Annotated in this window: 21 protein-coding genes and 1 tRNA gene; all 22 read left to right on the forward strand. The window is 58.5% G+C overall.

Features of this window, described 5'->3' with window-relative positions:
• The first annotated feature begins 12 nt into the window (after positions 1–12).
• The 22 genes from K6118_RS06500 to K6118_RS06605 all read left to right on the forward strand — a co-directional run bounded on the left by K6118_RS06500 (position 13) and on the right by K6118_RS06605 (position 21,549).
• Positions 13–89, forward strand: a tRNA-Asp gene (locus K6118_RS06500).
• 270 nt (positions 90–359) lie between these two features.
• Entirely contained in the window at positions 360–725 is a 366-nt protein-coding gene (locus K6118_RS06505) for an NADH-quinone oxidoreductase subunit A (protein ID WP_247119425.1), read from the forward strand.
• Entirely contained in the window at positions 716–1,267 is a 552-nt protein-coding gene (locus K6118_RS06510) for a NuoB/complex I 20 kDa subunit family protein (protein WP_247119426.1), read from the forward strand. The genes K6118_RS06505 and K6118_RS06510 overlap by 10 nt, the downstream gene beginning before the upstream one ends.
• Positions 1,268–1,360: 93 nt before the next feature.
• The gene (locus K6118_RS06515; RefSeq protein ID WP_247119427.1) at positions 1,361–1,987 is read left to right on the forward strand and encodes an NADH-quinone oxidoreductase subunit C; all 627 of its coding nucleotides are present in this window, start codon (positions 1,361–1,363) and stop codon (positions 1,985–1,987) included.
• Positions 1,987–3,165, forward strand: a complete 1,179-nt coding sequence (locus K6118_RS06520; protein ID WP_247119428.1) for an NADH-quinone oxidoreductase subunit D — start codon at positions 1,987–1,989, stop codon at positions 3,163–3,165. The genes K6118_RS06515 and K6118_RS06520 overlap by 1 nt, the downstream gene beginning before the upstream one ends.
• Entirely contained in the window at positions 3,162–3,764 is a 603-nt protein-coding gene (gene nuoE / locus K6118_RS06525) for an NADH-quinone oxidoreductase subunit NuoE (protein WP_247119429.1), read from the forward strand. The genes K6118_RS06520 and nuoE overlap by 4 nt, the downstream gene beginning before the upstream one ends.
• A complete protein-coding gene (gene nuoF / locus K6118_RS06530; protein ID WP_247119430.1) occupies positions 3,764–5,044 on the forward strand; it encodes an NADH-quinone oxidoreductase subunit NuoF in 1,281 nt (426 codons plus the stop codon). Before nuoE ends, nuoF begins: the two co-directional genes overlap by 1 nt.
• A gap of 15 nt (positions 5,045–5,059) precedes the next feature.
• The gene (nuoG, locus tag K6118_RS06535) at positions 5,060–7,111 is read left to right on the forward strand and encodes an NADH-quinone oxidoreductase subunit NuoG (RefSeq protein ID WP_247119431.1); all 2,052 of its coding nucleotides are present in this window, start codon (positions 5,060–5,062) and stop codon (positions 7,109–7,111) included.
• Positions 7,104–8,141 carry an NADH-quinone oxidoreductase subunit NuoH gene (nuoH, locus tag K6118_RS06540; protein WP_247119432.1) on the forward strand — a complete coding sequence of 346 codons (1,038 nt, stop codon included), beginning with the start codon at positions 7,104–7,106 and terminating at the stop codon, positions 8,139–8,141. Before nuoG ends, nuoH begins: the two co-directional genes overlap by 8 nt.
• Positions 8,142–8,155: 14 nt before the next feature.
• Complete coding sequence (gene nuoI / locus K6118_RS06545; protein WP_247119433.1) at positions 8,156–8,644, forward strand: NADH-quinone oxidoreductase subunit NuoI; 489 nt, start codon at positions 8,156–8,158, stop codon at positions 8,642–8,644.
• Positions 8,645–8,664: 20 nt separating this feature from the next.
• Positions 8,665–9,300 carry an NADH-quinone oxidoreductase subunit J gene (locus tag K6118_RS06550; RefSeq protein WP_425531544.1) on the forward strand — a complete coding sequence of 212 codons (636 nt, stop codon included), beginning with the start codon at positions 8,665–8,667 and terminating at the stop codon, positions 9,298–9,300.
• Between the two features lie 13 nt (positions 9,301–9,313).
• Positions 9,314–9,622, forward strand: a complete 309-nt coding sequence (gene nuoK, locus K6118_RS06555; protein WP_247119435.1) for an NADH-quinone oxidoreductase subunit NuoK — start codon at positions 9,314–9,316, stop codon at positions 9,620–9,622.
• 5 nt (positions 9,623–9,627) lie between these two features.
• The gene (gene nuoL, locus K6118_RS06560) at positions 9,628–11,550 is read left to right on the forward strand and encodes an NADH-quinone oxidoreductase subunit L (protein ID WP_247119436.1); all 1,923 of its coding nucleotides are present in this window, start codon (positions 9,628–9,630) and stop codon (positions 11,548–11,550) included.
• An 18-nt stretch (positions 11,551–11,568) separates the two neighbouring features.
• Complete coding sequence (locus K6118_RS06565; RefSeq protein ID WP_247119437.1) at positions 11,569–13,125, forward strand: NADH-quinone oxidoreductase subunit M; 1,557 nt, start codon at positions 11,569–11,571, stop codon at positions 13,123–13,125.
• 13 nt (positions 13,126–13,138) lie between these two features.
• The gene (gene nuoN / locus K6118_RS06570; RefSeq protein ID WP_247119438.1) at positions 13,139–14,590 is read left to right on the forward strand and encodes an NADH-quinone oxidoreductase subunit NuoN; all 1,452 of its coding nucleotides are present in this window, start codon (positions 13,139–13,141) and stop codon (positions 14,588–14,590) included.
• Between the two features lie 32 nt (positions 14,591–14,622).
• Positions 14,623–15,402, forward strand: a complete 780-nt coding sequence (locus tag K6118_RS06575; protein ID WP_247119439.1) for a biotin--[acetyl-CoA-carboxylase] ligase — start codon at positions 14,623–14,625, stop codon at positions 15,400–15,402.
• On the forward strand, positions 15,386–16,159 hold the full coding sequence (locus tag K6118_RS06580) for a type III pantothenate kinase (RefSeq protein ID WP_247119440.1): 774 nt from the start codon (positions 15,386–15,388) through the stop codon (positions 16,157–16,159). Before K6118_RS06575 ends, K6118_RS06580 begins: the two co-directional genes overlap by 17 nt.
• 5 nt (positions 16,160–16,164) lie before the next feature.
• A complete protein-coding gene (locus tag K6118_RS06585) occupies positions 16,165–17,844 on the forward strand; it encodes a ribonuclease J (protein ID WP_247119441.1) in 1,680 nt (559 codons plus the stop codon).
• A 25-nt stretch (positions 17,845–17,869) separates the two neighbouring features.
• Complete coding sequence (mce, locus tag K6118_RS06590) at positions 17,870–18,274, forward strand: methylmalonyl-CoA epimerase (protein WP_247119442.1); 405 nt, start codon at positions 17,870–17,872, stop codon at positions 18,272–18,274.
• 5 nt (positions 18,275–18,279) lie between these two features.
• A complete protein-coding gene (locus K6118_RS06595) occupies positions 18,280–18,537 on the forward strand; it encodes a DUF1467 family protein (protein WP_247119443.1) in 258 nt (85 codons plus the stop codon).
• 433 nt (positions 18,538–18,970) lie between these two features.
• Positions 18,971–20,284: a proline--tRNA ligase gene (gene proS / locus K6118_RS06600; RefSeq protein ID WP_247119444.1), complete on the forward strand. Its 1,314-nt coding sequence runs from the start codon at positions 18,971–18,973 to the stop codon at positions 20,282–20,284.
• A 17-nt stretch (positions 20,285–20,301) separates the two neighbouring features.
• A complete protein-coding gene (locus K6118_RS06605; protein WP_247119445.1) occupies positions 20,302–21,549 on the forward strand; it encodes a lipoprotein-releasing ABC transporter permease subunit in 1,248 nt (415 codons plus the stop codon).
• The last annotated feature ends 6 nt before the right edge of the window (positions 21,550–21,555 follow it).

The following is a 21,555-nucleotide window of genomic DNA, read 5'->3' on the forward strand; positions in this document are numbered from 1 at the left end:
CGCAAGCGATGCGCGGGTGTAGCTCAGTTGGTTAGAGTATCGGCCTGTCACGCCGAGGGTCGCGGGTTCGAGTCCCGTCACTCGCGCCAGCTTGCGGATTTCGGGGGTTCCCGGTCACAAGCGCGCCTCTGGAAACAGGGGCGCGTTTTTGTTTTGCCGGGCATTGGAAGCCGTAACGGTATTCTCGTGTCCGACCTGATTTCTCCCGCATCCTTTGCGTTTCGTTAACTAATCGCCTTTTTATACTCCCGCGCACATGTCGCCTGCATACTTTTGAGCCAAATTCATCCTTTACGGATGCTATTCAGGTCGATAAAAGGGCGGGCAGTAACTAGGGCCAATTATCAAAAGGGACTCCCATGGAGTCGTTGCTCACACAATACTTTCCGATTCTGATCTTCCTCGGAATCGCGATCGCCTTCTCCGTCATTTTCGTTGGCGCCGCAATGTTGATCGCCAAGCAACGGCCAGACAGTGAAAAGCTGTCGGCCTATGAATGTGGTTTCGAAGCCTTCAGCGATAGCCGTCATCAATTCGATGTTCGTTTCTACCTTGTCGCCATTCTGTTCATTATCTTCGACCTCGAAGTAGCCTTCCTGTTCCCCTGGGCGATCTCGCTCGGCAGCATTGGCGTCTTCGGCTTCTGGTCGATGATGGTGTTCCTCGGCGTGCTGACTGTCGGCTTTGTATATGAGTGGAACAAAGGAGCGCTGGAATGGGAGTAGTACCTGCCAATAGTCCGGCCGTAGCCGAAGGCGGGGTCAATCCCGCCGAAACCGCGTTCTACCAGGGACTCAATGAAGAACTGACCGACAAAGGTTTTGTCGTCACGTCGCTCGAGGACCTGATAACCTGGGCGCGGACCGGTTCGCTATGGTGGATGACCTTCGGTCTCGCCTGCTGTGCGGTAGAAATGATGCACACCAGTATGCCGCGGTATGATGTCGAACGTTTCGGCTTCGCCCCGCGGGCTAGCCCCCGTCAATCCGACGTGATGATCGTCGCCGGTACGCTGACCAACAAAATGGCGCCGGCTATGCGTAAGGTCTATGACCAGATGTCCGAACCCCGGTACGTCATTTCCATGGGCTCCTGCGCGAACGGTGGTGGCTATTATCACTATTCTTATTCTGTGGTGCGTGGCTGTGACCGCATTGTGCCGGTCGACATTTACGTGCCCGGGTGCCCGCCGACGGCGGAAGCCCTGCTTTACGGTATTTTGCAGCTGCAGCGCAAAATTCGCCGGACCGGTACGATCAACCGATAAAGCATGAGAGCAGAAGCGCCCACCGATCCCCGGGCGCTTCCCCGTGTGCCTGCAGCCGTCCTGGCTGCATATCAAAAAGGAGCGCGTGAGCGCATGACTGATAAGGCATTAGAAGGACTCGGCGACCATATCGCCAACAGCCTGGAACATGAGGTTATCTCGACGACTGTGGCCTTCGGTGAACTCACCGTTGTTGCCCGTGCCGAGCATATCCAGAAAGTCCTGACTTTCCTGCGCGATGACCAGGAATGCATGTTCAAACAATTGACCGACCTGTGCGGCGCCGACTATCCGGAGCGCGCAAAACGGTTTGATGTAGTTTACCAGCTTCTCAGCGTGCAGCTGAACCAGCGGATGCGGGTTAAAGTGGAAACCGACGCCGACACGCCAGTGCCGAGCGCCGTTGAAGTTTTCCCGTCCGCCGGTTGGTTCGAGCGCGAAACCTGGGATATGTACGGCATCTTCTTCGCCGATCACCCGGATCTGCGCCGTATGCTGACGGACTATGGCTTTCAGGGGCATCCGCTCCGCAAGGACTTCCCGCTCACCGGTTTTGTCGAGGTGCGCTATTCCGAAGAAGCCAAGCGCGTTGTGTACGAACCCGTGAAGCTGACCCAGGAATTCCGTAGCTTCGACTTCCTGAGCCCGTGGGAAAGCGCCAAATATATCCTCCCCGGTGACGAGAAGGCTGAAGAGCCCAAGAAAGAGGGGGCGAAATAATGGCTGAAGTCGATATCAAGAACTATTGCCTCAACTTCGGTCCGCAGCACCCGGCCGCGCACGGGGTATTGCGTATGGTCATGGAGCTGGACGGCGAGACGATCGAACGGGTTGACCCGCATATCGGTCTTCTGCACCGCGGCACCGAAAAGCTGATCGAATATAAACAGTATCTCCAGGCGATGCCGTACTTCGACCGCCTCGACTATGTGGCGCCGATGAACCAGGAGCATGCTTTCGTGCTCGCGGTTGAGAAGCTCGCAGGCATCGAAGTTCCGGAACGCGGTCAGTATATCCGCGTTCTTTTCTGTGAGATCGGCCGGATACTGAACCACATCCTGAACCTGACGACTCACGCCATGGACGTGGGCGCGCTGACCCCGATCCTGTGGGGTTTTGAAGAGCGCGAAATTCTGATGGAATTCTACGAGGCGGTTTCGGGCGCGCGTCTGCACGCGGCTTATTTCCGCCCGGGTGGTGTTCACCAGGACATGCCTGCAGGCCTGGCCGAGCGTATTTACGCCTGGACCGAGACCTTCCCGAAAGTCCTTGAGGACATGGAAGCACTCCTGATCGATAACCGCATCTTCAAGCAGCGGAACGTCGACATTGGCCGCTTCACCGCGGAAGAGGCGCTTGCCTGGGGCTTCACCGGCCCGATGCTGCGTTCGACCGGCATGGCCTGGGATATCCGGAAAGCGGAACCTTATGAAGTCTATGACAAGATGGACTTCAAGGTCGCCGTTGGTACCTCCGGTGACTGTTACGACCGTTTCATGCTGCGCCTCGCGGAAATCCGGGAGTCGCTGAAGATCATGCGCCAGTGTCTGGACAAAATGCCGGGCGGTCCGGTTCTGTCGACCGATAATAAGGTCGCACCGCCGCGCCGGGCTGACATGAAGCGTTCGATGGAATCGCTCATCCACCACTTCAAACTCTATACCGAAGGCTTCAAAGTACCGGAAGGTGAGGTGTATGTGGGTGTGGAAGCGCCGAAGGGTGAATTCGGCGTGTATCTTGTGTCGGATGGCTCGAACAAGCCGTACCGCTGCAAGATCAGGGCACCTGGGTTTGCGCACATGCAGGCGATGGATTTCCTCTGCAAAGGGCACATGCTCGCGGACGCTCCGGCCGTACTCGGAGCTATGGATATCGTGTTTGGTGAGGTTGACCGATGACAGCGGCAGCTCAGAAGGCTTTTGCCTGGACGCCCGAGAACGAGGCGACCGCGCAGAAACATATCGCAAAATACCCTGAGGGGCGTCAGCAGAGCGCGGTTATGCCGCTTCTCGACCTGGCGCAGCGTCAGAACGGTGGGCATGTGACCCAGGAAATCATCGAATATATCGCTGATTATCTGGACATGGCGCCGATTAAGGTGATGGAGGTCGCGACCTTCTACACCATGTATAACCACAAGCCGATCGGCAAACATCATGTCCAGGTTTGCGGCACCACGCCGTGCTGGCTTCGCGGCTCCGATGCCATCATGGGCGCCTGCAAGAAGCACCTGGGCATCGAAAAAGGCCAAACCACCGAGGACGGCATGTTCACTCTGAGTGAGGTTGAATGTGCCGGTGCCTGTGTGAACGCGCCGGTCGTTGCCATCGATGACGATTATTTCGAGGACCTGACGCCCGAAACCATGATTGAGCTTCTGGGCAAGCTCTCGAAGGGTGAAGAGGTAAAGCCGGGTCCGCAAGGCGTCGATCGTCAGAACAGTGCGCCTGAAGGTGGCCCGACCACGCTGAAGGACTTCATGGGGGAGGATGCATAATGCTTGCCGATAAGGATCGCATTTTCACGAACCTCTATGGTTTCCAAAGCCCGGGCATCGACGCTGCCATGAAGCGCGGTGACTGGAACGGCACCAAAGAGCTGATCGGGAAGGGCAAAGACTGGATCATCCAGGAGATGAAAGACTCCGGTCTTCGTGGTCGTGGCGGCGCAGGCTTCCCGACCGGCCTGAAATGGTCCTTCATGCCGAAGGAAACCGACGGCCGTCCGTCTTATCTCGTGGTCAACGCCGACGAGGGCGAGCCCGGCACCTGTAAAGACCGTGACCTGATGCGTCACGATCCGCACAAGCTGCTGGAAGGCTGTCTGATTGCCGGTTTCGCCATGAACGCGGTTGCCGCTTACATCTATATCCGTGGTGAGTTCTACCGCGAGGCAGAAGCGCTTAACCGCGCGATCGACGAAGCCCGCGCGAAAGGCTTCCTCGGCAAGAATGCCTGCGGCACCGGGTACGACTTCGACATTTTCGTGCACCGTGGGGCGGGGGCTTATATCTGCGGCGAGGAAACCGCCCTGATCGAAAGCCTTGAAGGCAAGAAGGGCCAACCGCGCCTTAAGCCTCCGTTCCCCGCGAACGTCGGTGTCTGGGGTTGTCCGACTACGGTGAACAACGTTGAATCGATCGCGGTTGCGCCGACCATCCTGCGCCGCGGCGCTTCCTGGTTTGCCGGTATTGGCCGTCCGAACAACACGGGGACCAAGGTCTTCTCGATCTCGGGGCATGTGAACAAGCCCTGTAACGTCGAAGAAGAAATGGGCATCCCGCTCAAGGAACTCATCGAAAAGCACGCCGGCGGTGTTCGCGGCGGCTGGGACAACCTGCTCGCGGTCATTCCGGGCGGGTCTTCTGTTCCGGTCCTGCCCAAGGACATCTGCGACGATGTGCTGATGGATTTCGACAGCCTGCGGGAGGTCCAGTCGGGCCTCGGGACCGCGGCGGTGATCGTGATGGACAAGTCCACCGACATCGTCAAAGCCATCGCGCGGCTGAGCGAGTTCTACAAACATGAATCCTGCGGCCAGTGCACGCCGTGCCGTGAAGGCACCGGCTGGATGTGGCGGGTGATGGAGCGTCTGGTTGTCGGCAATGCCGATAAATCGGAGATCGACATGCTCCTCGATGTCACCAAGCAGATCGAAGGCCACACTATTTGTGCGCTCGGCGACGCCGCTGCCTGGCCGATCCAGGGTCTGATGCGTCATTTCCGTCCTGAGGTGGAGGCTCGTATCGACGCCTACCACGCCAAGGCGGCTGAGTGAGGCGAGGAGAGTTAGATGCCCACGCTTACTATTGACGGACAAGAAGTAACGGTCGAACCGGGCACAACGGTTCTGCAGGCCTGTGAGGAAGTCGGCGTTGAAGTGCCGCGCTTCTGCTATCACGAGCGCCTGTCGATTGCAGGCAACTGCCGTATGTGCCTTGTCGACATGGAAAGATCGCCGAAGCCGATCGCAAGCTGTGCGATGCCGGCAGGCGACGGCATGGTGATCCACACCAATACCGAACGGGTGAAGAAAGCCCGCGAAGGGGTGATGGAATTCCTGCTGATCAACCACCCGCTTGACTGCCCGATCTGCGATCAGGGCGGTGAGTGCGACCTGCAGGACGAGGCCATGGCCTTCGGCCGGGGTCAATCGCGCTTCCATGAAAACAAGCGCGCGGTTGAAGACAAATATATGGGGCCGCTGATTTCGACTACCATGACCCGCTGCATCCACTGTATGCGCTGCGTGCGCTTCTCGGAGGAAGTCGCCGGGGTTGATAACATGGGTTCTATCTGGCGTGGTGAGCACACGGAAGTGACCACCTACCTCGAGGGCCTGCTGGACAGTGAAATGTCCGGCAACGTCGTCGACCTCTGCCCGGTCGGTGCGCTGACTTCCAAGCCCTACGCCTTCACGGCGCGGAGCTGGGAGCTCAAGCACATCGAAAGCATCGACGTGATGGACGCCGTTGGCTCCAACATTTCGGTTGATGTTCGGGGTGCCGCCGTGATGCGGATCACCCCGCGCCTTCATGAAGACGTCAACGAAGAGTGGATCTCGGACAAGAGCCGCTTCGTTTATGATGGCCTCAGGAAGCGCCGTCTTGACCGTGCCTACGCCCGCAAGAACAAGAAACTCGCTGAAGTTTCCTGGGCTGATGCGTTCGACACGATCAAGAAGAAGCTTAAGGGCGTGAAGGGCGACGAGATCGCCGCCATCGTCGGCGACATGGCTGATATGGAATCGATGCTCGCCCTCAAGGACCTGATGGCCGCGCTTGGCTCCAAGCGCGTCGAAGCCCGCCAGGACGGCGCGGCGCTCGATGCGTCGGTCCGCGCAGGCTACCTGATGAACAGCGGCATCGCCGGTGTTGAAGAAGCGGACTTCCTCCTGCTCGTGGGCTCCAACCCGCGTGCTGAGGCGCCGATCGTCAACACCCGCATCCGCAAGGCAGTCCGTCACATGGGCCTGAAGGTCGCCGCCATCGGCGCCCCGACGGACCTGACCTACGATGTTGACGAACTGGGGGATGACGCCAGCGTCCTCGATGCGATCCTCGGCGGCAAGCATGAGGTTGCGAAGGCGATGAAAGCGGCGAAGAAGCCGATGATCATCGTAGGCCAGGGCGCTCTCGCCCGCGAAGATGGCGCTGCCATCCTCAAGGCTGCCCGCGACATCGCCGACAAATTCTGCGTCAAGGACGGTTGGAACGGCTTTAACGTGCTGCATACCGCAGCGGCCCGTGTTGGTGCGCTCGATCTTGGGCTCACCACTGACGGCGGCGTGAAGCAGATCCTGGCCGATGCCGAAGCCGGTAAGCTCAAGGCTGTGTTCCTTCTGGGCGCGGACGAGTTTGATACCGCGGCGCTGAAGAATGTCTTCACGGTCTATATGGGGACCCACGGCGACGAAGGCGTGAAAAACGCCGACGTTATCCTGCCGGCGGCCGCCTATACCGAGAAAGACGGCACCTACATCAACACCGAAGGCCGCGTGCAGCGGACCGAGAAGGCCGTGTTCGCACCGGGCGATGCCCGTGAGGACTGGACGATCTTCCGGGCGCTTTCCGATGTGCTTGGCCACACGCTCCCTTACAACTCGCTCGGCGAGCTCCGCGCGCGGCTTGAAACTGTTGCTCCCGCAACGGCAAGCCTCGACCAGAAGCCGACCGAGGCCTGGGGCGATTTCGGTACGAAAGGCAAGATCGAAGCGGGTGCGATTGCCCCGGCGATTGACAATTTCTATCTGACCAACCCGATCGCGCGTGCAAGCGAGATCATGGCGGACTGTATTGCCGCGCGCGTTGGTGACGTTGAGGAGGCGACAGGGACCCATGGTTGAGGCGCTCTATAAACTGTTCGGCGGCGAAGGGCAGTTCCTTTACCTGCTCGCCATCGTCGCGTCGATCCTGGCGATTGTGCTGCCGCTTCTGATCGGTGTCGCTTTCGCGGTTTATTTCGACCGGAAAATCTGGGCTGCGGTGCAAATGCGCCGCGGACCGAACGTGGTTGGCCCATTCGGCCTTCTGCAATCCTTTGCGGACGGCTTGAAGCTGTTCCTGAAGGAAACCATCATCCCTGCAGGCGCCAACAAGGCGATCTTCCTGATGGCGCCGATGATCACCTTCGTGGTGGCGCTACTCAGCTGGGCGGTGATCCCGTTTGAGGCTCATATGGCGATCGCCGACATCAACGTCGGTATCCTGTATCTGCTGGCGATCTCGTCGCTGGGGGTCTACGGCATCATCATGTCGGGCTGGGCGTCGAACAGCCGCTACGCTTTCCTCGGCGGTCTCCGCTCGGCGGCGCAGATGGTCTCCTACGAAGTATCCATCGGTTTTGTGCTGGTGTGCGTGCTGATGCATGTTGGGTCCCTGAATATGACCGACATCGTCAACTCGCAGTCCGGCGCCATCTGGCACTGGAACTTCATTCCCTTCTTCCCGGTCTTCATCATCTTCTTCATCTCGGCCCTGGCCGAGACGAACCGCCCGCCGTTCGACCTTCCGGAAGCGGAAGCCGAACTGGTTGCCGGCTATCAGGTTGAATATTCATCGATGGCCTTCGCGCTCTTCTTCCTGGGCGAGTATGCCAACATCCTCCTGATGTCGACCGTGATGTCGATCCTGTTCTTCGGTGGCTGGAACGCACCGCTGCCTGGGCTTGAATTCGTGCCCGGCTTTATCTGGCTCCTCCTCAAGACCGCCTTCTTCTTCTGGCTGTTCGCGATGGTGAAGGCTTTCGTGCCGCGCTACCGCTACGACCAGCTGATGCGTCTTGGCTGGAAGGTGTTCCTGCCGCTCTCGTTGTTCCTCGTGGTCTTCTACGCTGCTGTCATGGTGTATGGCGGCTTCCTGCCCACGCACGGTTAAGAAAGGCTTGAAAGATGACTGCACTTGTACAAGCCACTAAAAGCCTGCTGCTGCTGGAGTTTGTGAAAGCCTTCTGGCTTTCGATCAAATATTTCTTCCGGCCGAAGGTGACGGTGAACTACCCGTATGAAAAGGGTCCGCTGAGCCCGCGCTTCCGCGGGGAGCACGCGCTGAGGCGGTATCCGAACGGCGAAGAACGCTGCATCGCCTGTAAGCTTTGCGAGGCAATCTGCCCCGCACAGGCCATCACCATCGAAGCCGAACCGCGTGAAGACGGCTCGCGCCGCACCACGCGCTACGACATCGACATGGTTAAATGCATCTACTGCGGCTTCTGTCAGGAAGCCTGCCCGGTCGATGCCATCGTTGAGGGGCCGAACTTCGAGTTCGCCACGGAAACCCGTGAGGAGCTCCTCTATAACAAAGACAAACTGCTGGCCAATGGCGAGCGGTGGGAGCGCGAGATCGCAGCCAACCTGGCTGCCGACGCGCCGTACCGCTGAGGCGAGGGGAGTAGGAAATGATCAACCTTGCTGATATGGCATTTTATCTGTTTGCCTTCATCACCGTGGCCTCTGGCTTCCTGGTGATCTCGGCCCGGAACCCGGTTCACTCGGTTCTGTGGCTGATCCTGGCATTCTTCTCGGCGGCCGGCCTGTTCGTGCTGATGGGCGCCGAATTCCTGGCGATGCTTCTTGTCATCGTTTATGTGGGCGCGGTCGCGGTCCTGTTCCTCTTCGTGGTGATGATGCTCGACATCAACTTCACGGAGTTCAAACAGGGTGCGCTTCAATATCTGCCCATGGGAGGCCTGATCGGCCTTATCCTTCTGGCTGAGCTTGTCACGCTCGGGTCCGCATGGGCCTTCGGCGATGTGGTTGGCCAGAATATCACGGCGCCGATCCCGGCGGCCTCGGATGTGCATAACACCCAGGCGCTCGGCCAGCTTCTCTATACCCACTATATCTTCATCTTCCAGACCGCAGGGCTCATCCTCCTGGTGGCCATGATCGGCGCAATCGTGCTGACCCACCGCCAGCGTCCGGGTGTGAAACGCCAGAGCATTGCTGATCAAGCAGCGCGCCGGCCGGAAGATGCCTACAAACTCGTTGATGTGAAAGTCGGTAGTGGCGTTGCCCTGCCGACGAAGAAAGGCTAGGGGGCGATTGTCCATGACTATTGGGCTCGGACATTACCTGACGGTCGCCGCGATCCTGTTCGTATTCGGGATCTTCGGTATCTTCCTCAACAGGAAGAACGTCATCATCATTCTTATGTCGGTCGAACTGATGCTTCTGGCCGTCAATATCAACCTCGTGGCCTTCTCGACCTTCATGCACGACATGGTGGGCCAAGTCTTCGCCATGTTCGTTCTGACCGTGGCGGCCGCTGAGGCGGCCATCGGGCTTGCGATCCTCGTGATCTACTTCCGTACACGCGGCTCGATTGCGGTTGAAGACATCAACCAGATGAAGGGCTAGGGCAGATGATTTACAAAGCTATCGTATTCCTGCCGCTGATCGGCTTCCTGATTGCGGGTCTGTTTGGCCGCAAGATCGGGGACCGGGCGAGCCAGCTGATTACCGCGGGTCTCGTGACTGTCGGCGCTATCCTGTCCTGGAAGGTGTTCGGAAACATCGCCATGGGCGGTGGCAAAGACAGCGTTCATGTGCTGGACTGGGTTAACTCCGGCACGCTCCATTTCGCATGGGCCTTCAAGATCGACACGCTGACCGCCGTCATGCTGGTGGTTGTCAACTCGGTCTCCGCGCTCGTGCACTGGTACTCAATGGGCTATATGCACGAAGACCCCGACAAGCCGCGCTTCTTCGCCTACCTGTCGCTCTTCACCTTCGCCATGCTGATGCTGGTCACCTCCGATAACCTCGTTCAGATGTTCTTCGGTTGGGAAGGCGTTGGTCTTGCCTCCTACCTCCTGATCGGTTTCTGGTTCAAGAAGCCGAGCGCGACCGCCGCGGCCATCAAGGCCTTCGTGGTCAACCGGGTAGGGGACTTCGGCTTCGCCCTGGGGATTTACGGTGTGTTCGCGCTGACGGGCTCGGTGATGTTCGACGATATCTTCGCCAACATCGGCCAGTTCCAGCACGCGACCATCACTTTCCTCGGCCATGACTGGAACGCCATTACCGTGGTGTGTGTCCTTCTGTTCATCGGTGCCATGGGTAAGTCGGCTCAGCTCGGCCTGCACACCTGGCTGCCGGATGCCATGGAAGGCCCGACGCCGGTTTCCGCACTTATCCACGCGGCAACCATGGTCACCGCGGGCGTGTTCCTGGTAGCGCGCTTCAGCCCGGTCTTCGCTTTCTCCGCTGATGCCCTGCACATGGTCACGATCATCGGTGCCTCGACCGCCTTCTTCGCGGCGACCATCGGTCTCGTCCAGAACGACATCAAGCGCGTGATCGCTTATTCGACCTGTTCGCAGCTCGGTTATATGTTCTTCGCGCTCGGCGTTCAGGCGTATGATGCTGCGATCTTCCACCTGTTCACGCACGCCTTCTTCAAGGCGCTCCTGTTCCTAGGCGCTGGCTCGGTTATCCACGCCATGCACCACGAACAAGACATGCGGAAAATGGGTGGCCTTTGGAAGAAGATCCCCTTCACCATGGCGGTGATGGTGATCGGCAACCTGGCGATCACGGGTGTCTATCCGTTCGCGGGCTACTTCTCGAAGGATACGATCATTGAAGCCGCCTACCTCTCGGACGCTGCTGGTTCCCAGTATGCCTTCGTGATGGGTGTGGCTGCGGCCTTCCTGACCAGCTTCTACAGCTGGCGCCTGGCCTTCATGACCTTCTTCGGTGAAACCCGGGCTGATCATCATACGTTTGACCATGCCCATGAAGGGCCGTGGGTGATGCGTATTCCGCTGGCGGTTCTGGCCTTTGGTGCCATCGCTGCCGGTTTCCTCGGCCACCATTACTTCGTGGGTGAGGGCGCAAGCACCTTCTGGAACCATGCCGTGGTTGTTCACGGTGGCGAGGAAGAGCATATCCCGTTCGCGATCAAGGAATCGCCGTTCGTGGCCATGTTGCTTGGTCTTCTGCTGGCTGCCTGGTTCTACCTTCGTAAAACCGACCTGCCGAAGCGCACGGCCGAAACCTGGGAAGTGCTTTACGACTTCCTTCTGAACAAATGGTATTTCGACGAGCTTTACGACTTCCTGTTCGTACGCCCGGCCTTCTGGATCGGTCGTTTCCTCTGGAAGCGTGGGGACGAGCAAACCATCGACGGCTACGGCCCGAACGGTATTGCAAGCGCTGTGGCGACGATCGCCGCCCGCGCGCGCAAGCTTCAGTCGGGATATGTGTATCACTATGCCTTCGCCATGATCATCGGCCTCGCGGCCTTCGTGACCTGGTTCATGGCGCATGGCGCCGGACTTTGAGGCAGGGGACTTAGGAATATGACATTTTTTCAAAATAACCTGCTCTCGGCCATGATGCTGGTGCCACTGATCGGCATCTTCTTCATCATGTTCATTCGGCATGAAAACAAAGACCGGGAAAAGACCAACATCCGTTGGGTCGCGCTCCTGTCCACGCTCGCAACCTTCGCCATGAGCATTGCTCTCTGGGCTGGGTTCGATAACAGCAATCCGGGCTTCCAGTTCGTTGAGAACTATGCCTGGATCGGCGACACCATCCGCTACTCGGTAGGGGTGGACGGGATTTCGATCCTGTTCGTGGTGCTGACGGCATTCCTGATGCCGATCGTGATCCTCTCAAGCTGGGAAAGCGTCCAGACGCGCGTGAAGGAATATATGATTGCCTTCCTGCTTCTGGAAACGCTGATGATCGGCGTGTTTACCGCGCTCGACATCTTCCTGTTCTATGTCTTCTTCGAAGGCGGCCTTATCCCGATGTATCTGATCATCGGTGTGTGGGGCGGTGTGAACCGGATTTACGCCAGCTTCAAATTCTTCCTCTACACGCTGCTCGGCTCGGTGCTGATGCTGGTTGCGGTCCTCTTTATGTACTTCAAGGCCGGAACCACCGATATCCCGACGCTGATGAACTTCCACTTCGATCCGGGTGTGCAGAACCTTCTGTGGCTCGCCTTCTTCGCCTCATTCGCGGTGAAGATGCCGATGTGGCCAGTTCACACCTGGTTGCCTGACGCGCACGTACAGGCGCCGACGGGTGGCTCGGTCATCCTGGCCGGTGTGCTTCTGAAGATGGGTGGTTACGGTTTCCTCCGTTTCAGCCTGCCGATGCTGCCGGACGCCAGCGTGCACTTCGCCTGGCTGGTCTTCGCCCTGTCGATTATCGCGGTGATCTACACCTCGCTGGTGGCGCTGGTTCAGGAAGACATCAAGAAGCTGATCGCTTATTCGTCTGTCGCCCACATGGGCTTCGTGACGATCGGTATCTTCGTCTTCGGGGCAAACGGCATTGAGGGTGCGATCTTCACCATGCTCAGCCACGGTATTGTCGCCAGTGCGTTGTTCCTGTGTGTCGGCGTGATCTACGACCGGCTCCATACTCGCGAAATCAAGCGTTATGGCGGCCTGGCCGTGAATATGAAGGTTTACGCGGTGGTCTTCGTCCTCTTCTCGATGGCGTCGGTCGGCCTGCCGGGTACCAGCGGCTTCATCGGTGAATTCCTCGTGCTCAACGGCGCCTTCAGCTACAATAGCTGGGTTGCCTTCGGTGCGGCTACCGGTGTGATCCTGGGGGCAGCTTACATGCTCTATCTTGTCCGCCGCCTGATCTTTGGCGAACTCGACAAGGATGATGTGAAAGCCATGCCGGACCTTAGCGTTCGCGAGAAGCTGATTTTCGCACCGCTGATTGCCGTTGTCCTCTGGATGGGTATCTACCCGAACAGCTTCCTCGACCCGCTGCACGCGTCCGTCGACAAGCTGGTCTCCACCCATTTCGCCAACCTCGACCATGCTACCAAGGTGAAGGTCGCCCCCGCGGCGGCTGAGCCTGAGCATACCGAACACGAAGCCCGTTAAGGAGTAAGAACCGATGACCGGTCACCTTCCATCCCTTGTTCCCGTTCTGCCGGAAATCATTCTGGCAGTCGGTGCCATGGTGCTTTTGTTGCTCGGCGTGTTCCAGGGCGACAAAAGCTACACTCAAGTTACCAACCTTTCCGTGGCTCTTCTGGCCGTGGCAGCCTTCGTCATGTTCGGTGAGGTCGGCAGCAGCCGCCAGATTACCTTCGGCGGCATGTTCATCACCGATGCCTTCGCGCTCTTCGCGAAGACGCTGGTTCTGATCGGCTCGGGTGTCGCGCTTCTGATGTCCGGCCGCTATATGCGCGACCACAACATCAACAAGTTCGAGTATCCGATCCTGGTGCTGCTTTCGACCGTTGGCATGATGATCATGATCTCGGCCTCGAACCTGATGAGCCTCTATGTCGGCCTCGAACTGCAGAGCCTGTCGCTCTATGTTCTGGCTGCCATGAACCGGGACCGCATCCGCTCGACCGAAGCCGGCCTGAAGTATTTCGTGCTCGGTGCGCTGTCGTCCGGCATGCTGCTTTACGGCATTTCGCTGATCTACGGCTTCTCCGGCACCACCGATTTTGCCACGCTTGCTGCCACGCTTAAGGGCATGCATGAGCCGGCGATGGGCGTTACCGTCGGCATGGTCTTCCTGATGGCGGGCCTCAGCTTCAAGGTTTCGGCCGTACCGTTCCATATGTGGACGCCGGATGTGTACGAAGGCTCGCCGACCCCGGTAACCGCCTTCTTCGCGGCTGCCCCGAAAGTGGCTGCCCTCGCACTCTTTGTCCGTGCCATGTTCAGTGCCTTCCACGGCATGACCGCTGAATGGCAGCAGGTTGTGATCTTTATCTCGATCGCCTCGATGCTCGTCGGTGCCTTCATCGCGCTGGTGCAGACCAACATCAAACGCCTGATGGCCTATTCGTCCATCGGTCACGTTGGCTTCGCCCTTGTTGGCCTCGCGGCTGGCACGGAAGCCGGTATCCAGGCGCTTCTGGTTTACATCGCCATTTACCTGACGATGACCCTGGGGGCATTCGGTGCCATCCTGACGATGCGCCGCTCGGAAGGCATGGTTGAGGATATCAGCGATCTTTCTGGCCTGTCGCAGACCAACCTGCCGATGGCGATTGGCATCGCGACCCTGATGTTCTCGCTTGCCGGTATTCCGCTCCTCGCGGGCTTCTTCGGCAAATGGTATGTGTTCAAGGCGGCGGTTGACGCCGGTCTTGTCCCGCTTGCCGTGATCGGTCTCGTGACCAGCGTGGTCAGCTGCTACTACTATCTGCGTATTATCAAGATCATGTTCTTCGATGAACCTGCACCGGCCTTCGAAGGCGGGCAGGGCCGTACGGTCGGCCTCGTGGTCGGCGTTGCTGCCGTGCTCAATTCGCCGGTCAGTTTCCTCTTGATCTCGCCGCTGGTTGCAGCTGCTGCATGGGCCGCGGGCTCGCTGATCCTCTAGTGAGCACAAGCTACCAGAATTGGGGGGCCTCGATGCCGCATGGCGTCGGGGCCCGCTTCTTTGAGGTGTGTTCGAGCACCAACCGCCTGGCGTCTGATGCCGCTTTGGAAGGCCTTCAGGGGCCGTGCTGGTTCATCGGCGGCGCCCAGGAAGCGGGCCGTGGCCGCCGCGGGCGGGCCTGGACATCGGAGCCGGGCAACCTCTATGCCTCGCTTCTGTTCCGGCCGAGCCTGAAACCCGCCGATATGGCGGCGTTGCCCTTCATTTGCGCCCTTGCTGTCCGGGACACCTTCATCGCCCTTGGCGCGGATGCAGATACCGTTCGCTGTAAATGGCCGAACGACGTGCTGATTTCGGGTAAGAAAGCCAGTGGTATCCTGATCGAAAGCAGCGCCCGGAACGCCGACGCACTTGACTTTGTCGTGATCGGGATCGGCATGAACCTCGCGCATTTCCCCGCCGATGCGCTGTTCCCGGCAACCTCGCTTGCCACGGAGATCGGTCAGGCGGTACCGGTTCAGGATGCCGCTTCACATCTCGCGCGCATCCTCTATGACCGGCTGAATGCCTGGAATGTTGCGGATTTTGCCGCCATTGCCCGGGAATGGACCGAGGTCGCCTGGGGCCTCGGATGCCCTGTGACCCTGCGCACGACAGGTGAGACCTTCACCGGCACACCCGTTAGGCTCGAAGCCGACGGCGCGCTGCTCGTGACGCTGGACGGCGGCCATGAAAAACGCCTATATGCAGGGGACGTTTTTCCCGTGAACACCGCGGAGCAAGAAGGAAACGAAGATGCTTCTCACCATTGATGCCGGCAATACCAACACGGTCTTCGCCCTCATTGACGGCGAAGACATTGTCGAACAGTGGCGTATCTCGACCGGGGACCAGCGCACAGTCGATGAATATATGGTCTGGATCAGCCACCTGATGGCGCTGCATGACCGTAAGCCTGAGGCAGTGACCGGCGCGATTATCGCCAGCGTGGTGCCGCAGATGCTGTGGCCGCTGACGCAGCTTTGTAAGAAATATTTCCACTGCGACCCGCTTATCGTTGGCGCGCCGGAGGTCAAGCTCGGTGTCGACGTCGATGTGAAGAACCCGCAGGAAGTGGGCGCTGACCGCCTGGTTAATGCCGTGGCGGCCGACGCGCTTTATGGCGGACCGGTTGCGGTCGTCGATTTCGGTACCGCCACCACCTTCGATATCGTCGGCAAGAACGGCGCGTATCTGGGCGGGGTTATCTGCCCGGGGATCAACCTGTCGCTCCATGCGCTCCACCAGGCTGCAGCCAAATTGCCACGGATTGCCGTCGCACCGCCGACCAGCGACCGGGTGACAGGCAAAAGCACGCTGGAAGCCATGCAGGCCGGGATCTTCTGGGGATATGTCGGCATGATCGAAGGCATTACCGCGCGGCTCAAGAAAGAGCATGGCGCCGATATGAAAGTGCTGGCGACCGGTGGCCTTGCCCCCGTGTTCGCAGGCCATACAGATGCTATTGACGCAGTGGCGGGTGATCTGACCCTGCAGGGCCTTCGGCTCATTTACGAAAGGAACCAATAAGGCCCATGGCGTATTTACGGGAAAGAGACGAGCGGCTGTTGTTTTTGCCGCTTGGGGGCTCTGGCGAAATTGGCATGAACCTCAACCTCTATGGCCACAAGGGAAAGTGGCTGATGGTGGATTGCGGCATGACCTTCGCCGAAACCCATGTTCCGGGCATCGACCTGATCTTTCCCGACCCGGCTTTCATTGAAAGCGAACGTGAGGACCTTGTCGGCCTTGTCCTGACCCACGGGCATGAGGACCATATCGGGGCTGTGCCGTATCTGTGGTCACGCCTCAAGTGCCCCGTCTATGCCACGCCTTTCACCGCTGAGCTGGTCAAAGACAAGCTGAAGGAAGCCGGGCTTCTGGACGTGGTGCCGCTCCATGTGGTTGATGCGCTCACGCCGATTGAGATCGGCCCCTATACCGTCAGCTATGTCCCGCTTGCGCATTCGATCGCTGAAGGCCATGGCCTGGTTATCGAAACCGGGGAGGGGACGATTTTCCACACCGGGGACTGGAAGCTGGATGACCGTCCGCTTATCGGCCCTGTGTGTCCGTCGCCGGTCCTGAGCGAGCTTGGGGACAAGGGCGTGCTGGCGCTTGTGGGCGATAGCACCAACGTTTTCAACCCTAATGAATCCGGATCGGAGGCTGCCGTTCGTGAAAGCCTGGTTGAGATCGTCAAGGAGCTTGAGAACAGGGTGGTGATCACCACATTCGCCTCCAACGTTGCGCGCCTTGAAACCATCGGCGCTGTTGCCAAGGCCTCAGGCCGCCACCTGGTGCTTCTGGGGCGATCGATGGAACGCGTTGTGCGTGCGGCCAAGGCCACGGGCTACCTGCAGGACTTCCCGCCCCTTGTGCCAGAGGAAGACGCCGACCATCTGCCCAGGAACAAGGTATTGATCGCCTGTACCGGTTGCCAGGGTGAACCGCGTGCGGCAATCGCCCGCATTGCGCGCGGCGACCATAAATATCTACACCTCAGCCCGGAGGACAATGTCATCTTCTCATCGAAGATCATACCGGGGAACGACCTGACGCTCGGCCAGCTCTTTAACACGCTGGCGGCTGAAGGCATCAACGTCATCACCGAGAAGGATGCCTTTGTCCATGTCTCCGGCCACCCTGGGCGGGCGGAGCTTGCGAAAATGTACGGCTGGACCAAGCCGTTCAGCGCGATCCCGGTCCATGGTGAGGCGCGCCACCTTCTGCGCCATGCCAAGCTCGCGCGTGAATTGGGTGTGGAGCACACGATTGTGCCGCGAAATGGCGATATCATTGAAATCAGCAAGCAGGGGCTTAAGCTGGTTGATGAGGCCCCGGTTGGCCGCCTCGCACTTGACGGCACTGAGGTCATCAATGTCGGCGACCCGTCGATTATCGACCGCCGGCGGGCATCCGCGAACGGTTTCGTAACCGTTAGCCTGGTATTTGATGATGATGGCGCGTTGGCCGCGGAACCGGCTTTCGCCATTATGGGGCTGCCGCGCAGCCATGACGACGCTTTCTATGACGGCCTTGTCGACGCCGTTGAGGAAGCGCTGGACAGGATGAAAGCTGCTGACAGGCGTGGTGACAGCATGGTGGAAGAAACTGCCCGCATCGCCGTGCGCCGCTATTGCCGCAGTGAGATCGGTAAAAACCCTGGTGTCGCGAGCTTGATCACGCGCCGGGAAGATATCGATTTCCGCTAAGGACTGGAAAGAAGGACAAGAGACCATGATCGGACGCCTGAACCATGTTGCGATTGCCGTGCCTGACCTTGAGGCCGCTACGGCAACATACCGCGATACGTTGGGGGCCAAGGTGTCCGCCCCGGTTGATCTGCCGGACCATGGCGTAACCACCGTATTCGTGGAACTCCCGAACACGAAGATCGAGCTTCTGCTACCGCTTGGTGAGACTTCACCGATCGCCAAGTTCCTGGAGAAGAACCCCTCGGGCGGTATGCACCATGTCTGTTATGAGGTGGATGACATCATCGCTGCGCGTGACCAACTGCTGGAAAAGGGTGCGCGTATCCTGGGGGATGGGGAACCGAAGACAGGCGCCCACGGCAAACCGGTTCTGTTCCTGCATCCGAAAGACTTTTCCGGCACACTCGTAGAACTTGAACAGGTGTAAAAACAATGAGCATAGCGTCGATTATCCTGGTTTACGCCCTGTCCTGGTGGATGACCTTTTTCTGTATGCTTCCGATTGGTGTGAAGTCACAGCTTGAGTCGGAAGACGGCGTGATTGAAGGCACCGACCCAGGCGCTCCGGTAAACCCGAACTTCAAGAAGAAACTGCTGGCGACCACTATCGTTGCCGCGCTCTTTACCATTCTCTATCATTGGATTGCGACGTCTGGTCTTATCGTCCTGCGTCATCCGGTCCCCCACTAGGGTAGACCGGGAAACCAGCCAGAAAAAGAAAAAGCAAGGCGTGTAAGCCTTGCTTTTCTTTTATATTCAGCAGGCTGCTCTACGGCGCCCGTCTGTTTTATGCGCTAAGTCCTCCCTGAGCGTGAGCCACGATTGTGAGCTTCTCGCCCCGCGCACCGATGAAGCTATGGAATGGCGGGGAGAATGTCATCACACTAGATGCACTTGGCCACAACATCTTGTGTTTCTTTATGGGGGCTGTTGCGTCTGTGCAACATATTGAGCAGGGAGACCCGGTTCCAGTTGCCATTTTGGAAAGAATCTGGGGTTTTCCGCGCAATCATGTCCAGAAAGCCGTTGCCAAAATCGGCCTCGACCGGCAAAAGAGGCGCAGGCGTTAACGCTGTTTGAACGCCTATCTGTTTCAGCGAATTTTTGAAAGAATGTCAGAACCATGCGTCTAAGCCGCTATTTCCTGCCCACGCTTAAGGAAAACCCCGCAGAGGCCCAGATTGCCTCGCACCGCTTGATGTTGCGCGCCGGTATGATTCGCCAGGGCGCCGCCGGTATTTACAGCTGGTTGCCACTGGGGTTGAAGGTTCTCAAACACATCGAACGGATCGTTCGGGAAGAGCAGGACCGCGCAGGCGCTCAGGAGCTTCTGATGCCGACCATCCAGTCCGCCGACCTGTGGGTCGAGAGCGGCCGGTATGACGACTATGGCAAGGAAATGCTGCGGATCGAGGACCGGCATGGCCGTAACATGCTGTATGGCCCCACCAACGAGGAAATGATCACCGACATTTTCCGCCGTGAAGTGCGCTCCTACCGCGACTTGCCGAAAAACCTCTATCACATCCAGTGGAAATTCCGCGATGAGATCCGTCCGCGTTTCGGCGTGATGCGGGGCCGCGAATTCCTGATGAAGGATGCCTATAGTTTCGACCTGACAGCCGAAGATGGACGCAAGTCCTATAACGCCATGTTCGTCGCCTACCTGCGGACCTTCGCACGTCTGGGCCTGAAGGCGATCCCGATGCGCGCGGACACGGGGCCAATCGGCGGCGACCTCAGCCACGAATTCATCATCCTGGCCGACACCGGCGAAAGCGAAGTCTTCTTCCATAAGGATTTCGACAAGATCGACCCGCTTGCGGATGACGTCGATTTCACGGGTGATCTTCAGCCGATTGTCGACCGCTGGACCAGCATCTATGCAGCTACCGAAGAAATGCATGACGCCGAAAACTGCCCGGTTGAAAGCGCTGACCTGATCACCGGCCGCGGCATTGAAGTTGGCCATATCTTCTTCTTCGGCGACAAATATTCCAAGCCCATGGGCGCAAGCGTGCAGGGGCCTGAAGGCGAAAGTGTGAATGTCCAGATGGGCTCCTACGGTATCGGCGTGTCGCGCCTCGTCGGCGGCATTATCGAAGCCAGCCACGATGAAAACGGCATCATCTGGCCTGAAGCGGTTGCGCCTTTCAAGGTTGGTCTTATCAACCTGCGCGCGGGCGATGACGCCTGCACCAAAGCCTGTGATGACCTGTATGCCGAGCTTGAGAAGGCGGGCATTGAGGTGCTTTATGATGACCGGGACGAACGTGCTGGCGCCAAGTTCGCCAATATGGACCTGATCGGCCTGCCGTGGCAGATTGCGATTGGACCGCGCGGCCTTGAAAAAGGCGTAATCGAGCTCAAGAACAGGGCGACGGGTGAGCGGGTCGAAGTTTCGGCCGCAGATGCCATCCAAAAGCTTTCGGCTTAAGGGAAAAGGACAGGCATGTGATTGCAACGGGGTATGAATGGGCGGTTGCCAGACGGTACCTTCTATCGCGCAACCGTGACGTTTTCATCTCCGTGACCACTTTCCTGTCCGTCCTGGCGATTGCGCTTGGTGTCACCGCGCTGATTGTCGTCATGTCGGTAATGAACGGGTTTCGTGCCGACTTGATGGACAAGATCCTCAGCTACCACGGCCATATCCTTGTTGGCGGCTATGGCGGCAAAATCCATGACTATGAAAAGCTTCTCAGTGACCTGAAGGGTACGGACGGTGTGGTCAAGATCATGCCGTTCACCGAAAACCAGGTCATGGCGATGAATGGCCCCGAGGCGCGAGGCGCCTTGGTCCGTGGCATTCCGGATGAGTTTTTCAACAAAGAAAAGCTTAATGTTACTAAGGTATTGGCCGGTAACCTTGAGAATGCGATTAAGGAGCGTGGGCTGGTCCTTGGCTCCCAACTGGCCAAGAATTTGGGCGTTGGGGTTGGGGATACGATCACCATCGTCAGCCCGCAATCCATCTCCACGCCGTTCGGGTCGACCCTGCGCTATCTTGCCTATCCGGTTTCGGCTGTGGTCGACCTTGGCATCTATCAGTTCAATGAAGTTTTCATCGGGATGCCGCTTGAGGAATCCCAGCGCTTTTTCCGGCTTGGGGACACGGTCTCCAATATCGAGATATTCCTGAACCAGCCGGATGCCGTGGATGATGTCGGGCCTAAAGTCGCCAATATCGTTGGCCGCCGCGCTTATGTCCGTTCCTGGCGTAGTTTCAACACCGCGCTGGTGAGCGCTTTGCAGACCGAACGTGTCGTGATGTTCCTGGTGGTTGGCCTCGTGATTCTGGTGGCGGTATTCAATATTTCTTCGAACCTGTTCATGATGGTGAAGGACAAGGCGCCGGATATCGCCATCCTGCGCACGGTGGGTGCCAGTGAGGCTTCAATCCGCCGCATTTTCATCACCGTTGGCCTTGTTGTCGGTTTGATGGGGATTGTTGTCGGCTGCGGGTTGTCCGCGCTGATCATCCATAACCTTCAGGCCATCAAGGAAGGGATAGAGCATCTGTTCCATTTCAATGCCTGGGACCCGTCTGTGCGCTTCGTGACGACCATGACGGCGAAGGTGGACTGGTTTGAGGTCGGCCTCACCATCGGGATTGCTGTGGTGCTCTCCTTCCTGGCGGCGGTGCTGCCAGCTTGGCGCGCGGCCAAGCTCGACCCCGTTGAAATCCTTCGGTACGAATAGGGGAAG

The sequence above is a fragment of the Kordiimonas marina genome, from assembly GCF_023006325.1.
GTDB lineage: Bacteria > Pseudomonadota > Alphaproteobacteria > Sphingomonadales > Kordiimonadaceae > Kordiimonas > Kordiimonas marina.